This window comes from Pseudomonas sp. MPR-R2A5 (assembly GCF_058793055.1).
In genome coordinates, this window is sequence record NZ_JBXAFK010000003.1 from 183757 (window position 1) to 198727 (window position 14971).

Annotated in this window: 12 protein-coding genes; 7 read left to right on the plus strand and 5 right to left on the minus strand. The window is 61.5% G+C overall.

Annotated features, from left to right (window positions below; genetic code table 11):
- Nucleotides 1-6: 6 nt before the first annotated feature.
- Complete coding sequence (locus AC1Q6I_RS03570) at nt 7-429, minus strand: YybH family protein (RefSeq protein WP_024076786.1); 423 nt, start codon at nt 427-429, stop codon at nt 7-9.
- A complete protein-coding gene (gene speB / locus AC1Q6I_RS03575; RefSeq protein ID WP_017845302.1) occupies nt 429-1379 on the minus strand; it encodes an agmatinase in 951 nt (316 codons plus the stop codon). The genes AC1Q6I_RS03570 and speB overlap by 1 nt, the downstream gene beginning before the upstream one ends.
- 180 nt (nt 1380-1559) lie before the next feature.
- Between speB and AC1Q6I_RS03580 the strand changes: the two genes are divergently transcribed.
- From AC1Q6I_RS03580 to AC1Q6I_RS03610, 7 genes are all read left to right on the plus strand, one after another.
- Complete coding sequence (locus AC1Q6I_RS03580) at nt 1560-2453, plus strand: LysR family transcriptional regulator (RefSeq protein WP_024076785.1); 894 nt, start codon at nt 1560-1562, stop codon at nt 2451-2453.
- Between the two features lie 6 nt (nt 2454-2459).
- The gene (locus AC1Q6I_RS03585) at nt 2460-3065 is read left to right on the plus strand and encodes a tRNA-uridine aminocarboxypropyltransferase (RefSeq protein ID WP_102623510.1); all 606 of its coding nucleotides are present in this window, start codon (nt 2460-2462) and stop codon (nt 3063-3065) included.
- Nucleotides 3066-3296: 231 nt separating this feature from the next.
- Nucleotides 3297-4199, plus strand: a complete 903-nt coding sequence (gene cysM / locus AC1Q6I_RS03590) for a cysteine synthase CysM (RefSeq protein WP_024076783.1) — start codon at nt 3297-3299, stop codon at nt 4197-4199.
- Nucleotides 4199-5551 (plus strand): 23S rRNA (uracil(1939)-C(5))-methyltransferase RlmD, encoded by a 1353-nt coding sequence (gene rlmD / locus AC1Q6I_RS03595; protein WP_102623509.1) that lies wholly within the window; start codon nt 4199-4201, stop codon nt 5549-5551. Before cysM ends, rlmD begins: the two co-directional genes overlap by 1 nt.
- Before the next feature lie 123 nt (nt 5552-5674).
- Complete coding sequence (relA, locus tag AC1Q6I_RS03600; protein ID WP_024076781.1) at nt 5675-7918, plus strand: GTP diphosphokinase; 2244 nt, start codon at nt 5675-5677, stop codon at nt 7916-7918.
- 153 nt (nt 7919-8071) lie between these two features.
- A complete protein-coding gene (gene mazG, locus AC1Q6I_RS03605; protein WP_069076826.1) occupies nt 8072-8905 on the plus strand; it encodes a nucleoside triphosphate pyrophosphohydrolase in 834 nt (277 codons plus the stop codon).
- Between the two features lie 25 nt (nt 8906-8930).
- Nucleotides 8931-9476, plus strand: coding sequence for a DUF2058 domain-containing protein (locus tag AC1Q6I_RS03610; protein WP_024076779.1), 546 nt, complete (start codon nt 8931-8933; stop codon nt 9474-9476).
- Nucleotides 9477-9541: 65 nt separating this feature from the next.
- On the opposite strand, the gene AC1Q6I_RS03615 is transcribed toward AC1Q6I_RS03610, so the two are convergent.
- The 3 genes from AC1Q6I_RS03615 to AC1Q6I_RS03625 are packed head-to-tail and all read right to left on the minus strand — an operon-like array spanning nt 9542 to nt 14800.
- Entirely contained in the window at nt 9542-11662 is a 2121-nt protein-coding gene (locus AC1Q6I_RS03615) for a TonB-dependent receptor (protein ID WP_024076778.1), read from the minus strand.
- A gap of 11 nt (nt 11663-11673) precedes the next feature.
- Nucleotides 11674-12885 (minus strand): MFS transporter, encoded by a 1212-nt coding sequence (locus tag AC1Q6I_RS03620; RefSeq protein WP_024076777.1) that lies wholly within the window; start codon nt 12883-12885, stop codon nt 11674-11676.
- On the minus strand, nt 12875-14800 hold the full coding sequence (locus AC1Q6I_RS03625; protein ID WP_024076776.1) for an IucA/IucC family protein: 1926 nt from the start codon (nt 14798-14800) through the stop codon (nt 12875-12877). The genes AC1Q6I_RS03620 and AC1Q6I_RS03625 overlap by 11 nt, the downstream gene beginning before the upstream one ends.
- Nucleotides 14801-14971 lie beyond the last annotated feature (171 nt).

Consider the following 14971-nt stretch of genomic DNA (forward strand, 5'->3'; position numbering starts at 1 on the left):
CATTGGCTAAGGGGGCGGCAGCCCTTCCGGCATAGCGGACAAATGTTCGTGACAGGCCAGCCATAGGCCTTCTTGTTGTTCTGCGCGCAGCCCTTGCCGTTTGAAGACAATGGTCTCGCGTTCCTGGCTAAAAAATTGCTCCCCGTTCATGCGCAGCTCGGTGGCCACGTCATGCATGAAAATCGCCACGTCGCCTTGCAGGCTGACAAAGGCGTTGCTCGAGGTGCAGGACAGCACTTCGAATCCCTCGTCCCGCCGCCAACTGTCCCACAACGCCTGGTAGGCATCGCGACTGAGCAGCGGCTGGGGGAGGGTGTAGAACACGAAGCTGGCATCGGCGCTGAACGCGCCGAAGTAAGCCTCGCGATCATTGCGCGCGAAGGCTGACACCAAGTCGGCCGCAGCTTTCAACACTTCATGGGCGCTCATCAGCGATGGGCCACGCCGGGCAGTACGCAGAGCATTTCGTACAGCAGGTTGGCGCCCAGCAGCGAGGTGTTGCCGGTGGTGTCGTAGGGCGGCGAAACCTCGACCAGATCGCAACCAATCAGGTCTAGGCCCTGGCAACCACGGATGATCTCGATTGCCTGGATCGTGGTCAGCCCACCAATTTCTGGAGTGCCGGTACCAGGTGCCCAGGCTGGGTCGATACCGTCGATGTCGAAACTCAGGTACACCGGGCCGCCACCGACTTTTTCGCGTACTTCGGCCATCAACGGTGCGAGGGAGTGGTGCCAGCATTCTTCGGCCTGGACCACCCGGAAGCCCTGCTTGCGGCTCCAGTTGAAGTCTTCGGCGGTGTAGCCCTGGGCACGCAGGCCGATCTGCACCACACGGTCACAATCGAGCAGGCCTTCTTCCACCGCGCGGCGGAAGGTGGTGCCGTGGGCGATTTTCTCGCCGAACATGTGGTCATTGACGTCAGCGTGGGCATCGATGTGCACCAGCCCGACCTTGCCGTGTTTCTTGTGGATCGCCCGCAGGATCGGCAGGGTGATGGTGTGGTCGCCACCCAGGGTCATGGGGATCACGTTGTGTTCGAGGATTTCGTCGTAGGCTTCTTCGATGATGCGCACGGCGTCGAGCAGGTTGAAGGTGTTGATCGCCACGTCGCCGATGTCGGCCACCGACAACGAATCGAACGGTGCGGCGCCGGTGGCCATGTTGTAAGGACGGATCATCACCGATTCGGCGCGGATTTCACGCGGCCCGAAGCGGGTGCCGGCGCGCAACGACGTGCCGATGTCCAGCGGTACGCCGATAAACGCGGCGTCCAGGCCCTTGGCCGACTGTAGGTGGGGTAGTCGCATCATGGTGGCGATGCCGGCGAAGCGCGGCATTTCGTTGCCGCCCAGTGGTTGGTGGAAAATCTTGTCCACAGGATTGCCTCAGCGTTGTTTTGTTTATTAGGGGTCGATTCTGCGAAAAGCCAGGGGAGGGAAGAATCGCCAGGGGCAAATACTTAGTTCAGATTTTTCTAAACTAATGGCTGAGGTAGACTCTGACGATTCTTGTAGGTGCGAGATTGCTCCTACAGTTACTGCGTTTTTGGAGGCCCGATGGCCAACGCCTTGCCCGACCTGAAACTCCTGCGCATCTTCGTCAGCGTCGTGCGCCACCAGGGGTTCGCCAATGCCCAGCACGAACTCAACCTGTCCACCTCGGCCATCAGCACCTATATGAGCCAGTTGGAATCGGCGTTGGGCCTGGTGCTGTGTCATCGCGGCCGGGGCGGGTTCAGCCTGACCAGCAAGGGCGAGCTGTTCCACCAGGAAACCCTGCGCCTGCTCGGCGAACTGGAAGGCTTCGAGCAATACGCCGCCGCATTGAAGGGTGAGTTGCGCGGTACCCTCAAGCTCGGCGTGCTCGACTCTACCGTCAGCGACAAGGCCCTGCCGTTCGCCGAAGTCATCGGCGCCTATAGCCTGGAACACCCGGCGGTGCATTTGCATTTGTCGGTGATGAGCCCGTACGAACTGCAACTGGGCGTGCAGGACAATCGCCTCGACCTGGCCATCGGTGCCTTCTCCAATCGCATGAGCGGGCTGGTCTACATGCCGCTGTACCGCGAGCAACACTGGCTGTATTGCAGCACTCGCCACCCACTGTTCAACGAGCGGCGTATCCCCGAACAAGTGATTACCCAGCAACGCATGGTCGGGCGCGGCTACTGGAGCCAGGCGGAACTGGCGCGCCATGGTTTCAAGCACAGCGCCGCCACGGTGGAAAGTATGGAGGCACAGTTGATCCTGGTGCTGTCCGGCGCCTATATCGGCTACCTGCCCGAGCACTACGCCCAGGCCTGGGCTGACAAGGGTGACCTGCGCGTATTGCTGCCGGCGACCTTCGGCTACCAGGCGCCGTTCTCGATGATCATGCGCCGTGGCCGCAGTCGCGAACCGCTGATCCAGACCTTCCGCGATTTACTCAAAGCCCAGCTCAACCAGGCCTGAAGAACCATGTCCCGACCCCAATGTTCCCGCTGCCACAGGCCCGCTGCCCATTGCCTGTGCGCGCTGATCCCCCGCCTCGACAGCCGTACCCGTGTGTTGCTGTTGCAGCATCCGAGCGAGGTCAACCATGCGCTCAATACCGCGCGGCTGGCGGCGTTGGGTTTGAACAATGCGCAACTGGTGGTGGGGGAGGTCTTTGATGATCTGCCGACGCTATTGAACCCGCCAGGCTATCAGGCGCGGCTGTTGTTCCCCGCCGACGACGCCCAGCCGCTGCAAGCCTATGCGCCCGACGATCAGCCGCTGTTGCTGGTGGTGCCCGATGGCACCTGGCGCAAGGCGCGCAAACTGCTGCACCTCAACCCTTTATTGGCGGCGTTGCCCCGGGTGGCCCTGGCCGAGGGTGGCGTGTCGCGTTATCGGCTGCGCAAGGCGCCGGGGCCGGGGGCATTGTCGACGGTCGAAGCGATCGTGCAGGCGTTGCAAGTGCTGGAGGCGCCAGTTTCGTTTGAGCCGTTGCTCAAGCCGTTTGATGCATTGATCGAAGGGCAGATTGCGGCGATGGGAGAGGAGGTCTTTCAGAAAAATCATGGTGACGGGCATTTGGGCTAGGCGGGTTATCGAGGTGCGGCTATCGGGGGCAAGCCCCCTCCCACAGTTGACGGAGTTCCTGCATGAGAATGCGGTCCAGTGTGGCAGGGGGCTTGCCCCCGATTGCGTCCGCCCAGCCGCCACCTCCCTCGCTTATTCCTATAAGCCATAAGCACCACACTTTGCGTGATATGGCGCGCCTGGCTTTCCCGGTATGATGTTCGCCCCCGCAGTCTGGATTGCGAATACGCCATGACCTTGCAGTACCCTACAATCGCCGATTGCGTCGGCAATACGCCCCTGGTCCGCTTGCAACGCATGGCGGGTGAAACCAGCAATACCCTGTTGCTCAAGCTCGAAGGGAACAACCCGGCTGGTTCGGTCAAGGACCGCCCGGCGTTGTCGATGATCACTCGCGCCGAGCTGCGCGGGCAGATCAAGCCGGGCGATACCCTGATCGAAGCCACCTCGGGTAACACCGGGATTGCCCTGGCCATGGCCGCGGCGATCAAGGGCTACAAAATGGTGCTGATCATGCCCGACAACGGCAGCGCCGAGCGCAAGGCGGCGATGACCGCCTATGGCGCCGAACTGGTGCTGGTCACCCAGGAAGAAGGCATGGAAGGTGCCCGCGACCTTGCCGAGCGCATGGCCGCCGAAGGCCGTGGCCAGGTACTGGACCAGTTCGCCAACGGTGATAACCCCGAAGCGCACTACACCACCACCGGACCGGAAATCTGGCGCCAGACCCAAGGCACGATTACCCATTTCGTCAGCTCCATGGGCACTACCGGCACCATCATGGGCAACTCGCGCTACCTCAAGGAGCAGAATCCTGCGATCCAGATCATCGGCCTGCAACCGATGGAAGGCGCGGCGATCCCCGGTATCCGGCGCTGGCCCGAGGAGTATCTGCCGAAGATCTACAACGCCTCGCGGGTGGATCGCATCATCGATATGGCCCAGCGTGAAGCCGAAGACACCACCCGTCGCCTGGCCCGTGAAGAAGGTATCTTCTGCGGCGTGTCGTCCGGTGGGGCCGTGGCCGGCATGCTGCGCCTGTCCAAGGAAGTGGAAAACGCGGTGATCGTCGCGATCATCTGTGACCGAGGCGACCGTTACTTGTCGACCGGCATTTTCGACGAACCCAACTGATGGCCAAGCACGAGAGAGGCCTGCGCTTCCAACCGACGGGCGGCAGCCGGGCCCCGCAGATTCCTGTAGGCAAGAAGCAGCGCCTGACCATCGAGCGCCTGGCCAATGATGGCCGTGGCATCGTGTTCTTTGAGGGGCGCACCTGGTTCGTCAACGGCGCGTTGGCCGGCGAAGAGGTGGAAGCGCGGGTGCTGGGCGCCCACGGTAAGGTGGTCGAGGCGCGTACCGAGCGGGTGTTCAAGGCCAGCGAATTACGCCGCCCGGCACCGTGCGCGCACTTTGGCCGCTGCGGCGGTTGCAGCGTGCAGCACTTGCCCCATGACGAACAACTCGCCCTGAAACAGCGCATGCTCGCCGAGCAACTGTCCCGTGTGGCCGGTGTCGAACCGCAAGAATGGGCTGCGCCGTTGAGCGGGCCGGAGTTTGGCTATCGGCGTCGCGCCCGAGTGGCCGTGCGTTGGGATGCCAAGGCCAAGAAACTGGAAGTCGGTTTCCGCGCCGTGGCCAGCCAGGACATTGTTGCCATCGACGATTGCCCGGTGCTGGTACAGGCCTTGCAACCGATCATGCAGCGTCTGCCGAACATGCTGCGTCGCTTGAGCAAGCCTCAGGCATTGGGGCATGTGGAGGTGTTCAGCGGGTCGTCCAGCGCCGTGTTGCTGCGGCATATGGCGCCGTTGTCGGATGCGGACCTGCTGATCCTGAAAGAATTTTGTAACTTCCATGAAGCCCAGTTGTGGCTGCATGGCGAAGGCCAGCCGGAGCCTGTCGAGCCTGATCAGTCGCTGGGTTTTCGATTGGACGCATGGGACTTGGAGTTGGCGTACCGACCAGGGGATTTTGTCCAGGTCAACGCCGGGGTCAACGAGGCGATGGTTGCCCAGGCCCTGAACTGGCTGGCACCACAACCCGATGAGCGGGTGCTGGACCTGTTTTGCGGCCTGGGCAACTTCGCCCTGCCGCTGGCGAAACAGGTGCGCGAAGTGGTGGCGGTGGAAGGCGTGCAGGCCATGGTGGACCGGGCTGCACGGAACGCCATCAGCAACAATTTGCATAATGTGCAGTTTTTTCAGGCCGATTTGTCCCAGCCTTTGAATGACGTGGAATGGGCCAAACAGGGCTTTTCTGCGGTACTCTTGGACCCACCCCGCGATGGTGCCCTGGAGGTTGTGCGCAAGCTCGCCACCCTGGGGGCCAAGCGCCTGGTGTATGTGTCCTGTAACCCGGCGACGCTGGCGCGGGACACGGTTGAGCTGGTCAAGCAAGGCTACCGGCTAAAACGTGCCGGGATCCTCGACATGTTTCCGCAGACAGCGCATGTCGAGGCCATGGCGTTATTTGAAGCGGGCTAGGATGCCCGTTTAATCCGACTGGCCTGCGATCTCCAAGGCCTATGACCTGCCACGGAGTTCGCAGTAAAAAGGTCGGCGATGATTCTGGCGCATCGAAGGTGCGTCGTAGGGAAGGTAAGCAAGATGGTACAGGTGAGAGCACACCAGCCGATCAACACCGACGGCAGTATCAATCTCGAGGCATGGCTGGATCATGCCGTCAGTGTCGACCCGGCACTGGACCGTGAAGCCTTGAAAGCAGCCTGCGAGTTCGCTCGTGAGTCTGAACAGCAAGACAATGCGGCCAAGAACCTGTGGGCGGAGGGCACTTCCAGCTTTCGTACCGGGTTGGAAATCGCTGAGATCCTCGCCGATCTCAAGCTGGACCAGGATTCGCTGATCGCCGCCGTGCTCTATCGCGGCGTGCGTGAAGGGCACATCCCGTTGGCTACCGTTGGCCAGCGCTTTGGTTCGGTGGTGGCCAAGCTGATCGACGGCGTGCTGCGCATGGCCGCCATCAGTGCCAGCCTCAGCCCGCGCCAATCGATGGTGCTGGGCACCCAGGGCCAGGTGGAAAACCTGCGCAAGATGCTGGTGGCGATGGTCGACGACGTGCGTGTCGCGCTGATCAAGCTGGCCGAACGTACCTGCGCGATCCGTGCGGTGAAGACCGCTGATGACGAGAAGCGCAACCGCGTCGCCCGCGAAGTCTTCGACATCTACGCGCCCCTGGCCCACCGCCTGGGTATCGGCCATATCAAGTGGGAGCTGGAGGATTTGTCCTTTCGCTACCTTGAGCCCGACCAATACAAACAAATTGCTACCCTGCTGCATGAGCGGCGGCTCGACCGTGAGCGCTTCATCACCGACGTGATGGGCCAATTGCGGGCCGAGTTGCAGGCCACGGGTGTGGATGCCGACATCAGTGGCCGCGCCAAGCATATCTATTCGATCTGGCGCAAAATGCAGCGCAAGGGCCTGGCCTTCAGCCAGATCTACGATGTGCGTGCAGTGCGCGTGCTGGTGCCGGAAATGCGCGATTGCTACACCGCGCTGGGGATCGTCCACACCCTGTGGCGGCACATCCCCAAGGAATTCGACGACTACATCGCCAACCCCAAGGAAAACGGCTATCGCTCGCTGCATACGGCGGTGATTGGCCCCGAGGGCAAGGTGCTGGAAGTGCAGATCCGCACCCACGCCATGCACGAAGAGGCAGAGCTGGGTGTGTGCGCGCATTGGCGCTACAAGGGCACCGACGTCAAGGCCGGGTCCAACCAGTACGAGGAGAAAATCTCCTGGCTGCGCCAAGTGCTGGAGTGGCACGAAGAACTCGGCGATATCGGCGGCCTGGCCGAACAGCTGCGCGTGGATATCGAGCCGGACCGGGTCTATATCTTCACCCCCGACGGCCACGCCATTGACTTGCCCAAAGGCGCCACGCCGCTGGACTTTGCCTACCGCGTACACACCGAAATCGGCCACAACTGCCGTGGCGCCAAGATCAATGGGCGCATCGTACCGCTCAACTACAGCCTGCAGACCGGTGAACAGGTCGAGATCATCACCAGCAAGCACGGTACGCCGAGCCGCGACTGGCTGAACCCGAACCTGGGCTACATCACCACGTCGCGGGCGCGGGCGAAGATCGTCCACTGGTTCAAATTGCAGGCGCGCGACCAGAACGTCGCCGCCGGCAAGACCCTGCTCGAACGCGAATTGGCGCGCCTCGGCCTGCCCCAGGTGGACTTCGACAAGCTGGCCGAGAAGGCCAACATGAAGGTCGCCGAAGACATGTTCGCCGCCCTCGGGGCTGGCGACCTGCGCCTGGCGCAACTGGTCAACCTGGCCCAGCAGTTGGTGGAGCCGGAGCGTGGCAACGAGCAACTGGAGCTCATCCCGCGCAAGGCCACCGGCTACAAGCCTGGCAAACGTGGCGATATCCAGATCCAGGGCGTGGGCAACCTGCTGACGCAAATTGCCGGTTGCTGCCAGCCTCTGCCGGGCGACGCCATCGTCGGCTACATCACCCAGGGCCGTGGCGTGAGCATTCACCGCCAGGACTGCGCTTCGGTGCTGCAACTGGGCGGGCGCGAGCCGGAGCGGATTATCCAGGTCAGTTGGGGCCCGGTGCCGGTGCTCACCTACCCGGTGGACATCATCATCCGCGCCTACGACCGTTCCGGTTTGCTGCGTGACGTCTCGCAAGTGCTGCTCAACGAGCGGATCAACGTGCTGGCGGTCAACACCCGCTCGAATAAAGAGGACAACACGGCGTTGATGTCCCTGACCATCGAGATCCCGGGGCTGGACGCGTTGGGGCGGTTGCTGGGGCGGATTTCCCAGTTGCCGAACATCATTGAGACGCGGCGCAACCGTACCCCATGAACGTCTGGATGAACACAGTCTGAAATGTGGGAGGGGGCTTGCCCCCGAAAGCGGAGTGTCAGGTACCAGATTCTTGGTTGACCCACCGCAATCGGGGGCAAGCCCCCTCCCACATTTGATCGGCGGTGTTCATACCTGATCGGAAATAGAATGATGTATTCACTTGAAGACCTGCTGCACCTGATGAGCCGCCTGCGAGACCCGCAATACGGGTGCCCGTGGGATATCAAGCAAACCTACGCCACCATTGTCCCGCACACCCTGGAAGAGGCCTACGAAGTGGCCGACGCCATCGAGCGCGGCGATTTCGATCATCTGCAAGGTGAGTTGGGCGACCTGTTGTTCCAGGTGGTGTATTACAGCCAACTGGCGCGGGAAGAGGGGCGCTTCGAATTTGCCGGGGTGATCGACAGCATCACGCGCAAGCTGATTCGCCGTCATCCCCATGTGTTCCCGACCGGCGATCTGTATGCGCCACTGGATATTCCTCAGCTGAGCGAAGAACAGGTAAAGGAACGTTGGGAGCAGATCAAGGCCGAGGAGCGTGCGGAAAAATCCGACGCGCCAGAGCAACTGTCCTTGCTCGACGATGTGCCGACGGCCTTGCCGTCCTTGTCCCGTGCCGCCAAATTGCAGAAGCGCGCCAGCCAGGTCGGTTTCGACTGGCCGGCGGCCTTGCCGGTGGTGGATAACGTGCGCGAAGAGTTGGACGAAGTGCTCGAAGCCATGGCCGATAACGATCCGGCGGCCATCGCCGATGAAGTCGGTGACCTGCTGTTTGCGGCGGTCAACCTGGCTCGTCACCTCAAGGTCGACCCGGAAACCGCCTTGCGCGGCGCCAATGCCAAATTCGAGCGACGTTTCCGATTTATCGAACAGGCATTGCGCGATACGCGCCAATCCATGGAAGATTGCACCCTCGAAGAGTTGGACGCCCTGTGGGGCGAAGCCAAACGCCAGGAAAAGAACGTGTCCAGCTGCGGTTGAGCAGTTGCCTAAGTGAGTAAGCACCATGAGCCTTTCCCTTCGCGACCAGTTGCTTAAAGCAGGTCTGGTCAACCAAAAGCAGGCCAAGCAGGTCGGCAAAGAGAAACAGAAACAGCAGCGCCTGGTCCACAAGGGGCAGGCCGAGGCCGATGACACCCAGGCGCGCCTGGCCCAGGAAGCGATGGCCGAGAAGGTCAAGCGTGACCAGGAGTTGAACCGTCAGCAACAGGAAAAAGCCGAGGCCAAGGCCCGTACGGCCCAGGTCAAGCAACTGATCGAGACCTCGCGCCTGCCCAAGCTGACCACCGAGGACTACTACAACTTCGTGGATGACAAGAAGGTCAAGCGCCTGTCGGTCAATACGTTGATGCGCAACAAGCTGAGCAACGGTTCCCTGGCGATCGTGCATCACGGTGGCGGCTATGAGGTGATCCCGCGCGAAGCGGCGCTGAAGATCCAGGAGCGCGCACCGGAGCGTATCGTGCAGCTCAATATCCTCACCGAAAGCCAGGTGCCGGACGAGGACGATCCGTATGCGGCCTATCAGATTCCTGATGATCTGATGTGGTAAGGCTGTAAAACAACAAACCCCGCTCAAAAGGCGGGGTTTGTGTTTTAGCGCGCAGCGTCAGGTGGTTACCAATCCACGGCGTAACTCATGCTGAAGGTGCGACCCTCGGCATTCGGGTAAGGCGCGCGGGCGTTGGCCTGGGCGAACATGTTCTGGTAGTTGCGGTTGCTGAGGTTGTACACCGCACCTTCCAGGCGACCCACCGGCAGTCTCACGGAACCCAGCAGGTCGACCAGCGTGTAGCCTTGGATATCGCGGCCGTTGTTGTCTTTGAACGCCGCGTCGTAGTCGGCCAGGCGCATGCCTTGCAAGCGCACGCTGTAGTCGCCGCGGTCATAGCCAACAAAGGCCGTCGTCTTGGCGGGGGCAATACGTGTCGCCGGCAAGTCGATCCATTGTCCGTTCTGGCGGGTTTCGCCTTTGGCGTAAGCGTAAGTCCCACCCACCGACCATTGATCGGTGACGTTGTACGTCAGGCTGGTTTCGATGCCGCGCACGCGCTCTTTCTGGTTCACCAGGCGCAACACACGATCATTGGCATCGTAGAACTGAGTGACATCCGAGGTGTTTTCATACGCGGTGACGTTCGCCAGCCACTTGTCCCAATTCCCACGCCAGCCCAGCTCGTAGCTGTCGACCTTCAGGGCCTGGGCATTCAGTTTTTGAATGTCGTAAGTGCTGCTGACGTCGCGCAGGAAGCGCTGGATGTCCGGCAGGGAAAAGCCCTGGCTGAAGTTGACGAATACATCCTGGTTTTCGCTCAGGTGGTACACCGCCCCGAGGTTGTAGAGGGTGTCATCGTATTTGAGAGTGCCCCCTGGCAGGGTCGCGCGATTACCGGTCTGGACGATTTCGCCGTATGCAATGCTGTCGGCAATGTCGCTTTCGATCCACTCGCGACGTACACCGCCACGCAGGGTCCAGTCATCGATGTCGTAGGACAGTTGGCCAAAAATAGCTTTGGTGGTGGTCTGGATGTCCGGCCCCAGTTCGAACGTGGTACCGGTCTTGGTGTAGGTGAGGCCGTTGACCCGGTACTGGTCGCCACGCTGACGTGAGGTTTCATGATCATAATCGGCACCCCACACCAGGTTGCCGGTCGCTGTGCCAATGTCCGGCATTGGCGTGTCGATGGCCGCTCGCAGGCCGTAAACATCTTGCACGCTGTTGTTGTCGGACACGCCCGCGCGGCCCCTGGACAGGTCGGGGAAGAACAGCGCGTCGGCACGCCGCCAATAACTTTCGACCTGCAGGCTTTGGCCGTAGAAATCCTGATCGGCGTAATTGAGGTTTACTGCCTGGTTGTGGGTGAACGGTTGATCGTCCAGGTCCAGGCCTTTTACCGCGACTGCGGTGTTGGTGACGCGTGGATTCTTGGTGTAACGCGTGTCTTGTTCGTCCTTGTAGTCTTGCAGGGACAGCGTGATTTTCTTGTCGTCATCCAGCTCGTAGCCGAAGCGACCTTGCAGGTCGTAGGTGTCGGTGTCCATGTTGCTGCCCTGGGACGTGTCCTGGGGAATGCGCTTGCCGTTACCGTCGAACTGGTCGTTGCGTTGCACAGCGTTGGCCGAGAGATACCAATCCACCGGGCCACTGCGGCCCGTGGCGCTTTGGAACGCTTCGTAGGAGAAACCTTTATGGCTGAAGTTGTTGCCGGTGGTCATGCCGATCTTGCTGCTCAACGCCAGCTCTTCACCTTTGTTGCGCTTGGTGATGATGTTGATGATGCCGCCTGACGCGCCCGCACCGTAGACACTGCTGGCACCGGAAATGACTTCGATACGCTCGATGCTTTCCGGCGCGACGCTGTTGAGCTGGCGGAAGTTGTCACGTGTGGCGTTCTGGGATACCCCGTCGATCAGGATCAGGGTATTGCGCCCACGAAGCGTCTGGCCGAAGTTGCTCATGCCGCCGCTGGAAGGGGCGATGCCTGGTACCAATTGCCCGAGGATGTCTGCAACCCGGCGACCGGCACCCGCTTGCTGGCGGATCTGCTCTTCGCTGATCACCTGCACCGAGCCTGGAATCGCCGCGATGCTGGTTTCACTGCGGGTGGCCGACACGACCGTGGCCTGCAGTTGCAGGTTGGTGGGTGCGGCTTGCGTACCTTCGCTCTCATCGGCCCAGGCGGGCACGCTTATCGACCCTAGAAGCGGCAGCAGAACTGCCAGTTGCGATTTGTTCATGACCTTGCCTTTCAGTTGTTAGAAGTATTGACAGAAAAACCGGATGTCTCGGGTGTTCGGGTGAACGAACGAATCGCGCGGATGCCCAGGGCGGCCAAGGCGTACGTGAGTGCCACCAGCCAGAAGCTGTGCGCCAGGCCCACGATGCCCATGCCGATACCGCCGATCAGCGCGCCACACAGCGCACCGGCTTTGGCGGCGCTGTTGCCCAGGCCCAGGGCAAAGCCCTGCTGGCTGGGCGCAACGGTGTTGGCGATCAATGTGTAGGCGACTGGCAGCAATGCACCCTGCCAAACGCCCCACAGGAGCCGGCTGGCGAGGAATCCCAGCCATTCGCTGGCCAGTGCCGTAAACGCCAGCGTCAAGGCACAGGACCACGTGACCCACTCGATGATGCGCAGCGTGTGCGCCGGTTGATGGCGGTCGAACAGGCGCCCCCATAACGGTGCGGACAGCGCCAGGGTCAGTGCGCTGGCGGCATAGCTGGCGCCGATCAGCCACGCAGGAGCGTGTAGCACGTCGGCGACGTACAAGGCGTAAAACGGCTGGGGCATCATCTTGGCCGCCTGGATCAACACGATGATTCCCAGCATCGCACCGAGCCAGCCTTTGGGCAGCGCGGTCGGCGTTGCGCTGCGTGTTGGTCGTGATCGTGGTGCGTCGGTGGGCAAGAACAGGCTGATCACCGCGCACAACACGCACACCGCCGTGGCGCTGTAGCACAGCAGTGCAAAGCCCGAGACATCCATCAACCAGCCGCCCAACACCGGTCCGGCCAGCGAGCCCACGGCAGTCGCCGATTGCAGTCGAGCCAGAATGTGCCCGCGCCCGCCGTCGCCGCAGCAGGCCAGTGCATAGGCTTGCGCCGCGGCGATAAAACCGGCCAGTGCCCCTTGCGCGACCCTGATTGCCACGAGCAGCCAAGGATCGAAGGTCACGGCGGCCAGGCCCTGGCACACCGCCAACGCCAGCAACGCCCGGATGATCATTGGCTTGTGCCCGGTGTGGTCACCCAGTCGCCCCCACATGGGGGTCAGGATCATCGCCGCCATCATCGGCCCTGCGTACACCAGCGAGGACAGCAGGCCGGTGTATTGGGCATTGGCGACGCCGAGCAGCTTCTGGATTTGCAGCGGCCAGAAAGGTCCACTCATTTCCATGGCGCCCATCGACACCAACTGAATCACTACCAGCAGCCGCAGTGCGGTGTTGTTAGCCGGCATTGGCGGCGGCGCTCAGCGGGTTCGGCAAACGCCCGACGATATCGGCATGGCTCTCCAGCAGACGCATGCGCATGAACGACTTGGCTGGCCAGTCCTGCTCCAGCAACGCTTTGCGCTCGGTCTCCCAGCGCTGTGGTTCGACCTCGTTGCGCAAGTCGTCGAAGCACTGGCTGACCTGTGTCGACAGTTCGTTCCAGAGCAGCACTTGGGGCACGTCGAAGTGGCGTGCGCTGAGCAACACGAGTTCGCCCAGGTGGCACATGAATACGGTGTGCAGCAGTTTGTCGCGCACGAACCCGGCATCGTCGTACAGGGTCATTTTGGGATCGTGCAGTTCGATGTCCAGGCCATGGGCGTGCAAGGCCTTGCGGTCGATCCGGATATCACCGAAATCACGCAAGAGCAGGCGGCTCAACTGCCCGTCAGCCGCCATGACCATGAAGGAGTTCTGCTGATGAGCTTCGAAGGCCACGCCATAACGTAAATACATGCCCAGCAGCGCCGGTACGGCAATCGCGGCGTAGTCCCGAAAGAACGCGAGCAGGGCAGCTGTGTCGTCCTTGCCTTGGCTCAGTCGCACCCATTGGCGCAGCAGCGGCTGCCCGTGCTGGTCGATCGCGAACAGACTGCCGACCGGCACGGCCATTTCACCCGGTTGGAGCAGGCTCTGGGGGGCGTCACGGTACAGTACGGCCAGGTGGCGGGAGTGTTCATCATTGGCCGGTTGCGGCTTGAAATGCACGCCGATCCGCTCGGGGACGATGCTGAGGATCTGCTGGATCGAAGGCTCGCGCTCGAGGATCGCCAGCAGCAGGTGGCTGATCCGCGGGCCCATGCGCGCCGAACGTGGCGAAACAGTGCGCTGCACACTGGTCAGGCGCAGTGAAACCGGGAGTTTCACCATCGGTGCATCACACCGGCCTTCAGGCAGCACGGTCCTGAACGACATGGTCGGGTGGGCGGTGAACGCAACGATATCGGTCAGCACCAACAACCGGTCTCCAATTTCGTTGGCGAACAATTGCGGTAACTCTTGGCGGGCCTGCCAAGGGTGAGCCGGCAGCGGCAGATAATCGCCAGCCTCAAGGCCTTGAGCGGTCAACTGCGCCGTCAGCTGCCGGGCGGCCTGGGGGAAATGATGTTGCCACCATTGCCAGTAATCCGCGGTGCCCGCCAGCCTTTCCACATGGGCGAATTGGCGATGCAGGGCGCACAGGAACACCGGAAAACGGGCTTCGAATTCCGGTGAGAAATCGATGACCTGGTGGGTATTCAAACCCAGTTTGGTCTTGTAATTGGGGTGCCAGGGATGGCCCAGCGTGCCCCATTGCTCAAGCGTAGAGGTCGGATTGGTCACACTGGGGTCATGCTTGAGGTGGCTCAAAAGGTTGCTTTGGTGCATCGGGTCCATTGCCGCATGGAGCTTGAGTGTCCATTGCTCATGAAAGGCGAGGCACAGCGTATCGTTGACAAAGCTGTCGTCGATTTCGGTGTTGAGGCGGCCCAGGACGTCCGGGTCGGCAGGTGATTCGAGACTGCTGTTGAGCAGCGTCAGTAGCTGCGACGGGAACTGAATATTCCGGTCAGGATGATCATCACGCAGCAGGGTGACCCGGCCACGCACGTCCCAGCTGGCCATGCGGCCGGGGAGCAGGTGATCGAAACGCAGGCGGCTCTGGTCAGGCAGCGCGAGCCAGCAGTGTCCGTGTTCGTCATAGGTGCGGGTGCTGGGGGCCAGCAGGCCTTCACGAAACAGTGCTTGGATCAAACGTTGAAAGCTACGCTCGGCGGCGGGGGCCAGGGCGTTGATCAGAGCGTCGAGGGTGATGTTGTTAGCCTGAAATTGCGGGGTAGCAAGTGCTTCGCTCCAACGTTCAAGCAACAATTGTTCTGGGGTACGGCTGTGTCCGCGCATCAAGTGGAGTTCCCTGTCCGTGAGCCTGAGTGAAAAGCGGCTGAATGTTATCGAGAACTATTACCAATTGTCTATTTATTGTTACCTTTTTGCTGAAAGGTTTATTCAGAGGCTCGGGGGGAGAGGTGGGGCGCGAACGATTCGGGTGGTCAAAAGCACGGCAAGGGGCGT

Coding starts and splice junctions, on each gene's coding strand:
- AC1Q6I_RS03615 (WP_024076778.1), bottom strand. CDS start 11,662: ATGAACAAATCGCAACTGGCAGTTCTGCTGCCGCTTCTAGGGTCGATA.
- AC1Q6I_RS03580 (WP_024076785.1), top strand. CDS start 1,560: ATGGCCAACGCCTTGCCCGACCTGAAACTCCTGCGCATCTTCGTCAGC.
- AC1Q6I_RS03625 (WP_024076776.1), bottom strand. CDS start 14,800: ATGCGCGGACACAGCCGTACCCCAGAACAATTGTTGCTTGAACGTTGG.
- AC1Q6I_RS03585 (WP_102623510.1), top strand. CDS start 2,460: ATGTCCCGACCCCAATGTTCCCGCTGCCACAGGCCCGCTGCCCATTGC.
- AC1Q6I_RS03570 (WP_024076786.1), bottom strand. CDS start 429: ATGAGCGCCCATGAAGTGTTGAAAGCTGCGGCCGACTTGGTGTCAGCC.
- relA (WP_024076781.1), top strand. CDS start 5,675: ATGGTACAGGTGAGAGCACACCAGCCGATCAACACCGACGGCAGTATC.
- AC1Q6I_RS03610 (WP_024076779.1), top strand. CDS start 8,931: ATGAGCCTTTCCCTTCGCGACCAGTTGCTTAAAGCAGGTCTGGTCAAC.
- AC1Q6I_RS03620 (WP_024076777.1), bottom strand. CDS start 12,885: ATGCCGGCTAACAACACCGCACTGCGGCTGCTGGTAGTGATTCAGTTG.
- mazG (WP_069076826.1), top strand. CDS start 8,072: ATGTATTCACTTGAAGACCTGCTGCACCTGATGAGCCGCCTGCGAGAC.
- cysM (WP_024076783.1), top strand. CDS start 3,297: ATGACCTTGCAGTACCCTACAATCGCCGATTGCGTCGGCAATACGCCC.
- rlmD (WP_102623509.1), top strand. CDS start 4,199: ATGGCCAAGCACGAGAGAGGCCTGCGCTTCCAACCGACGGGCGGCAGC.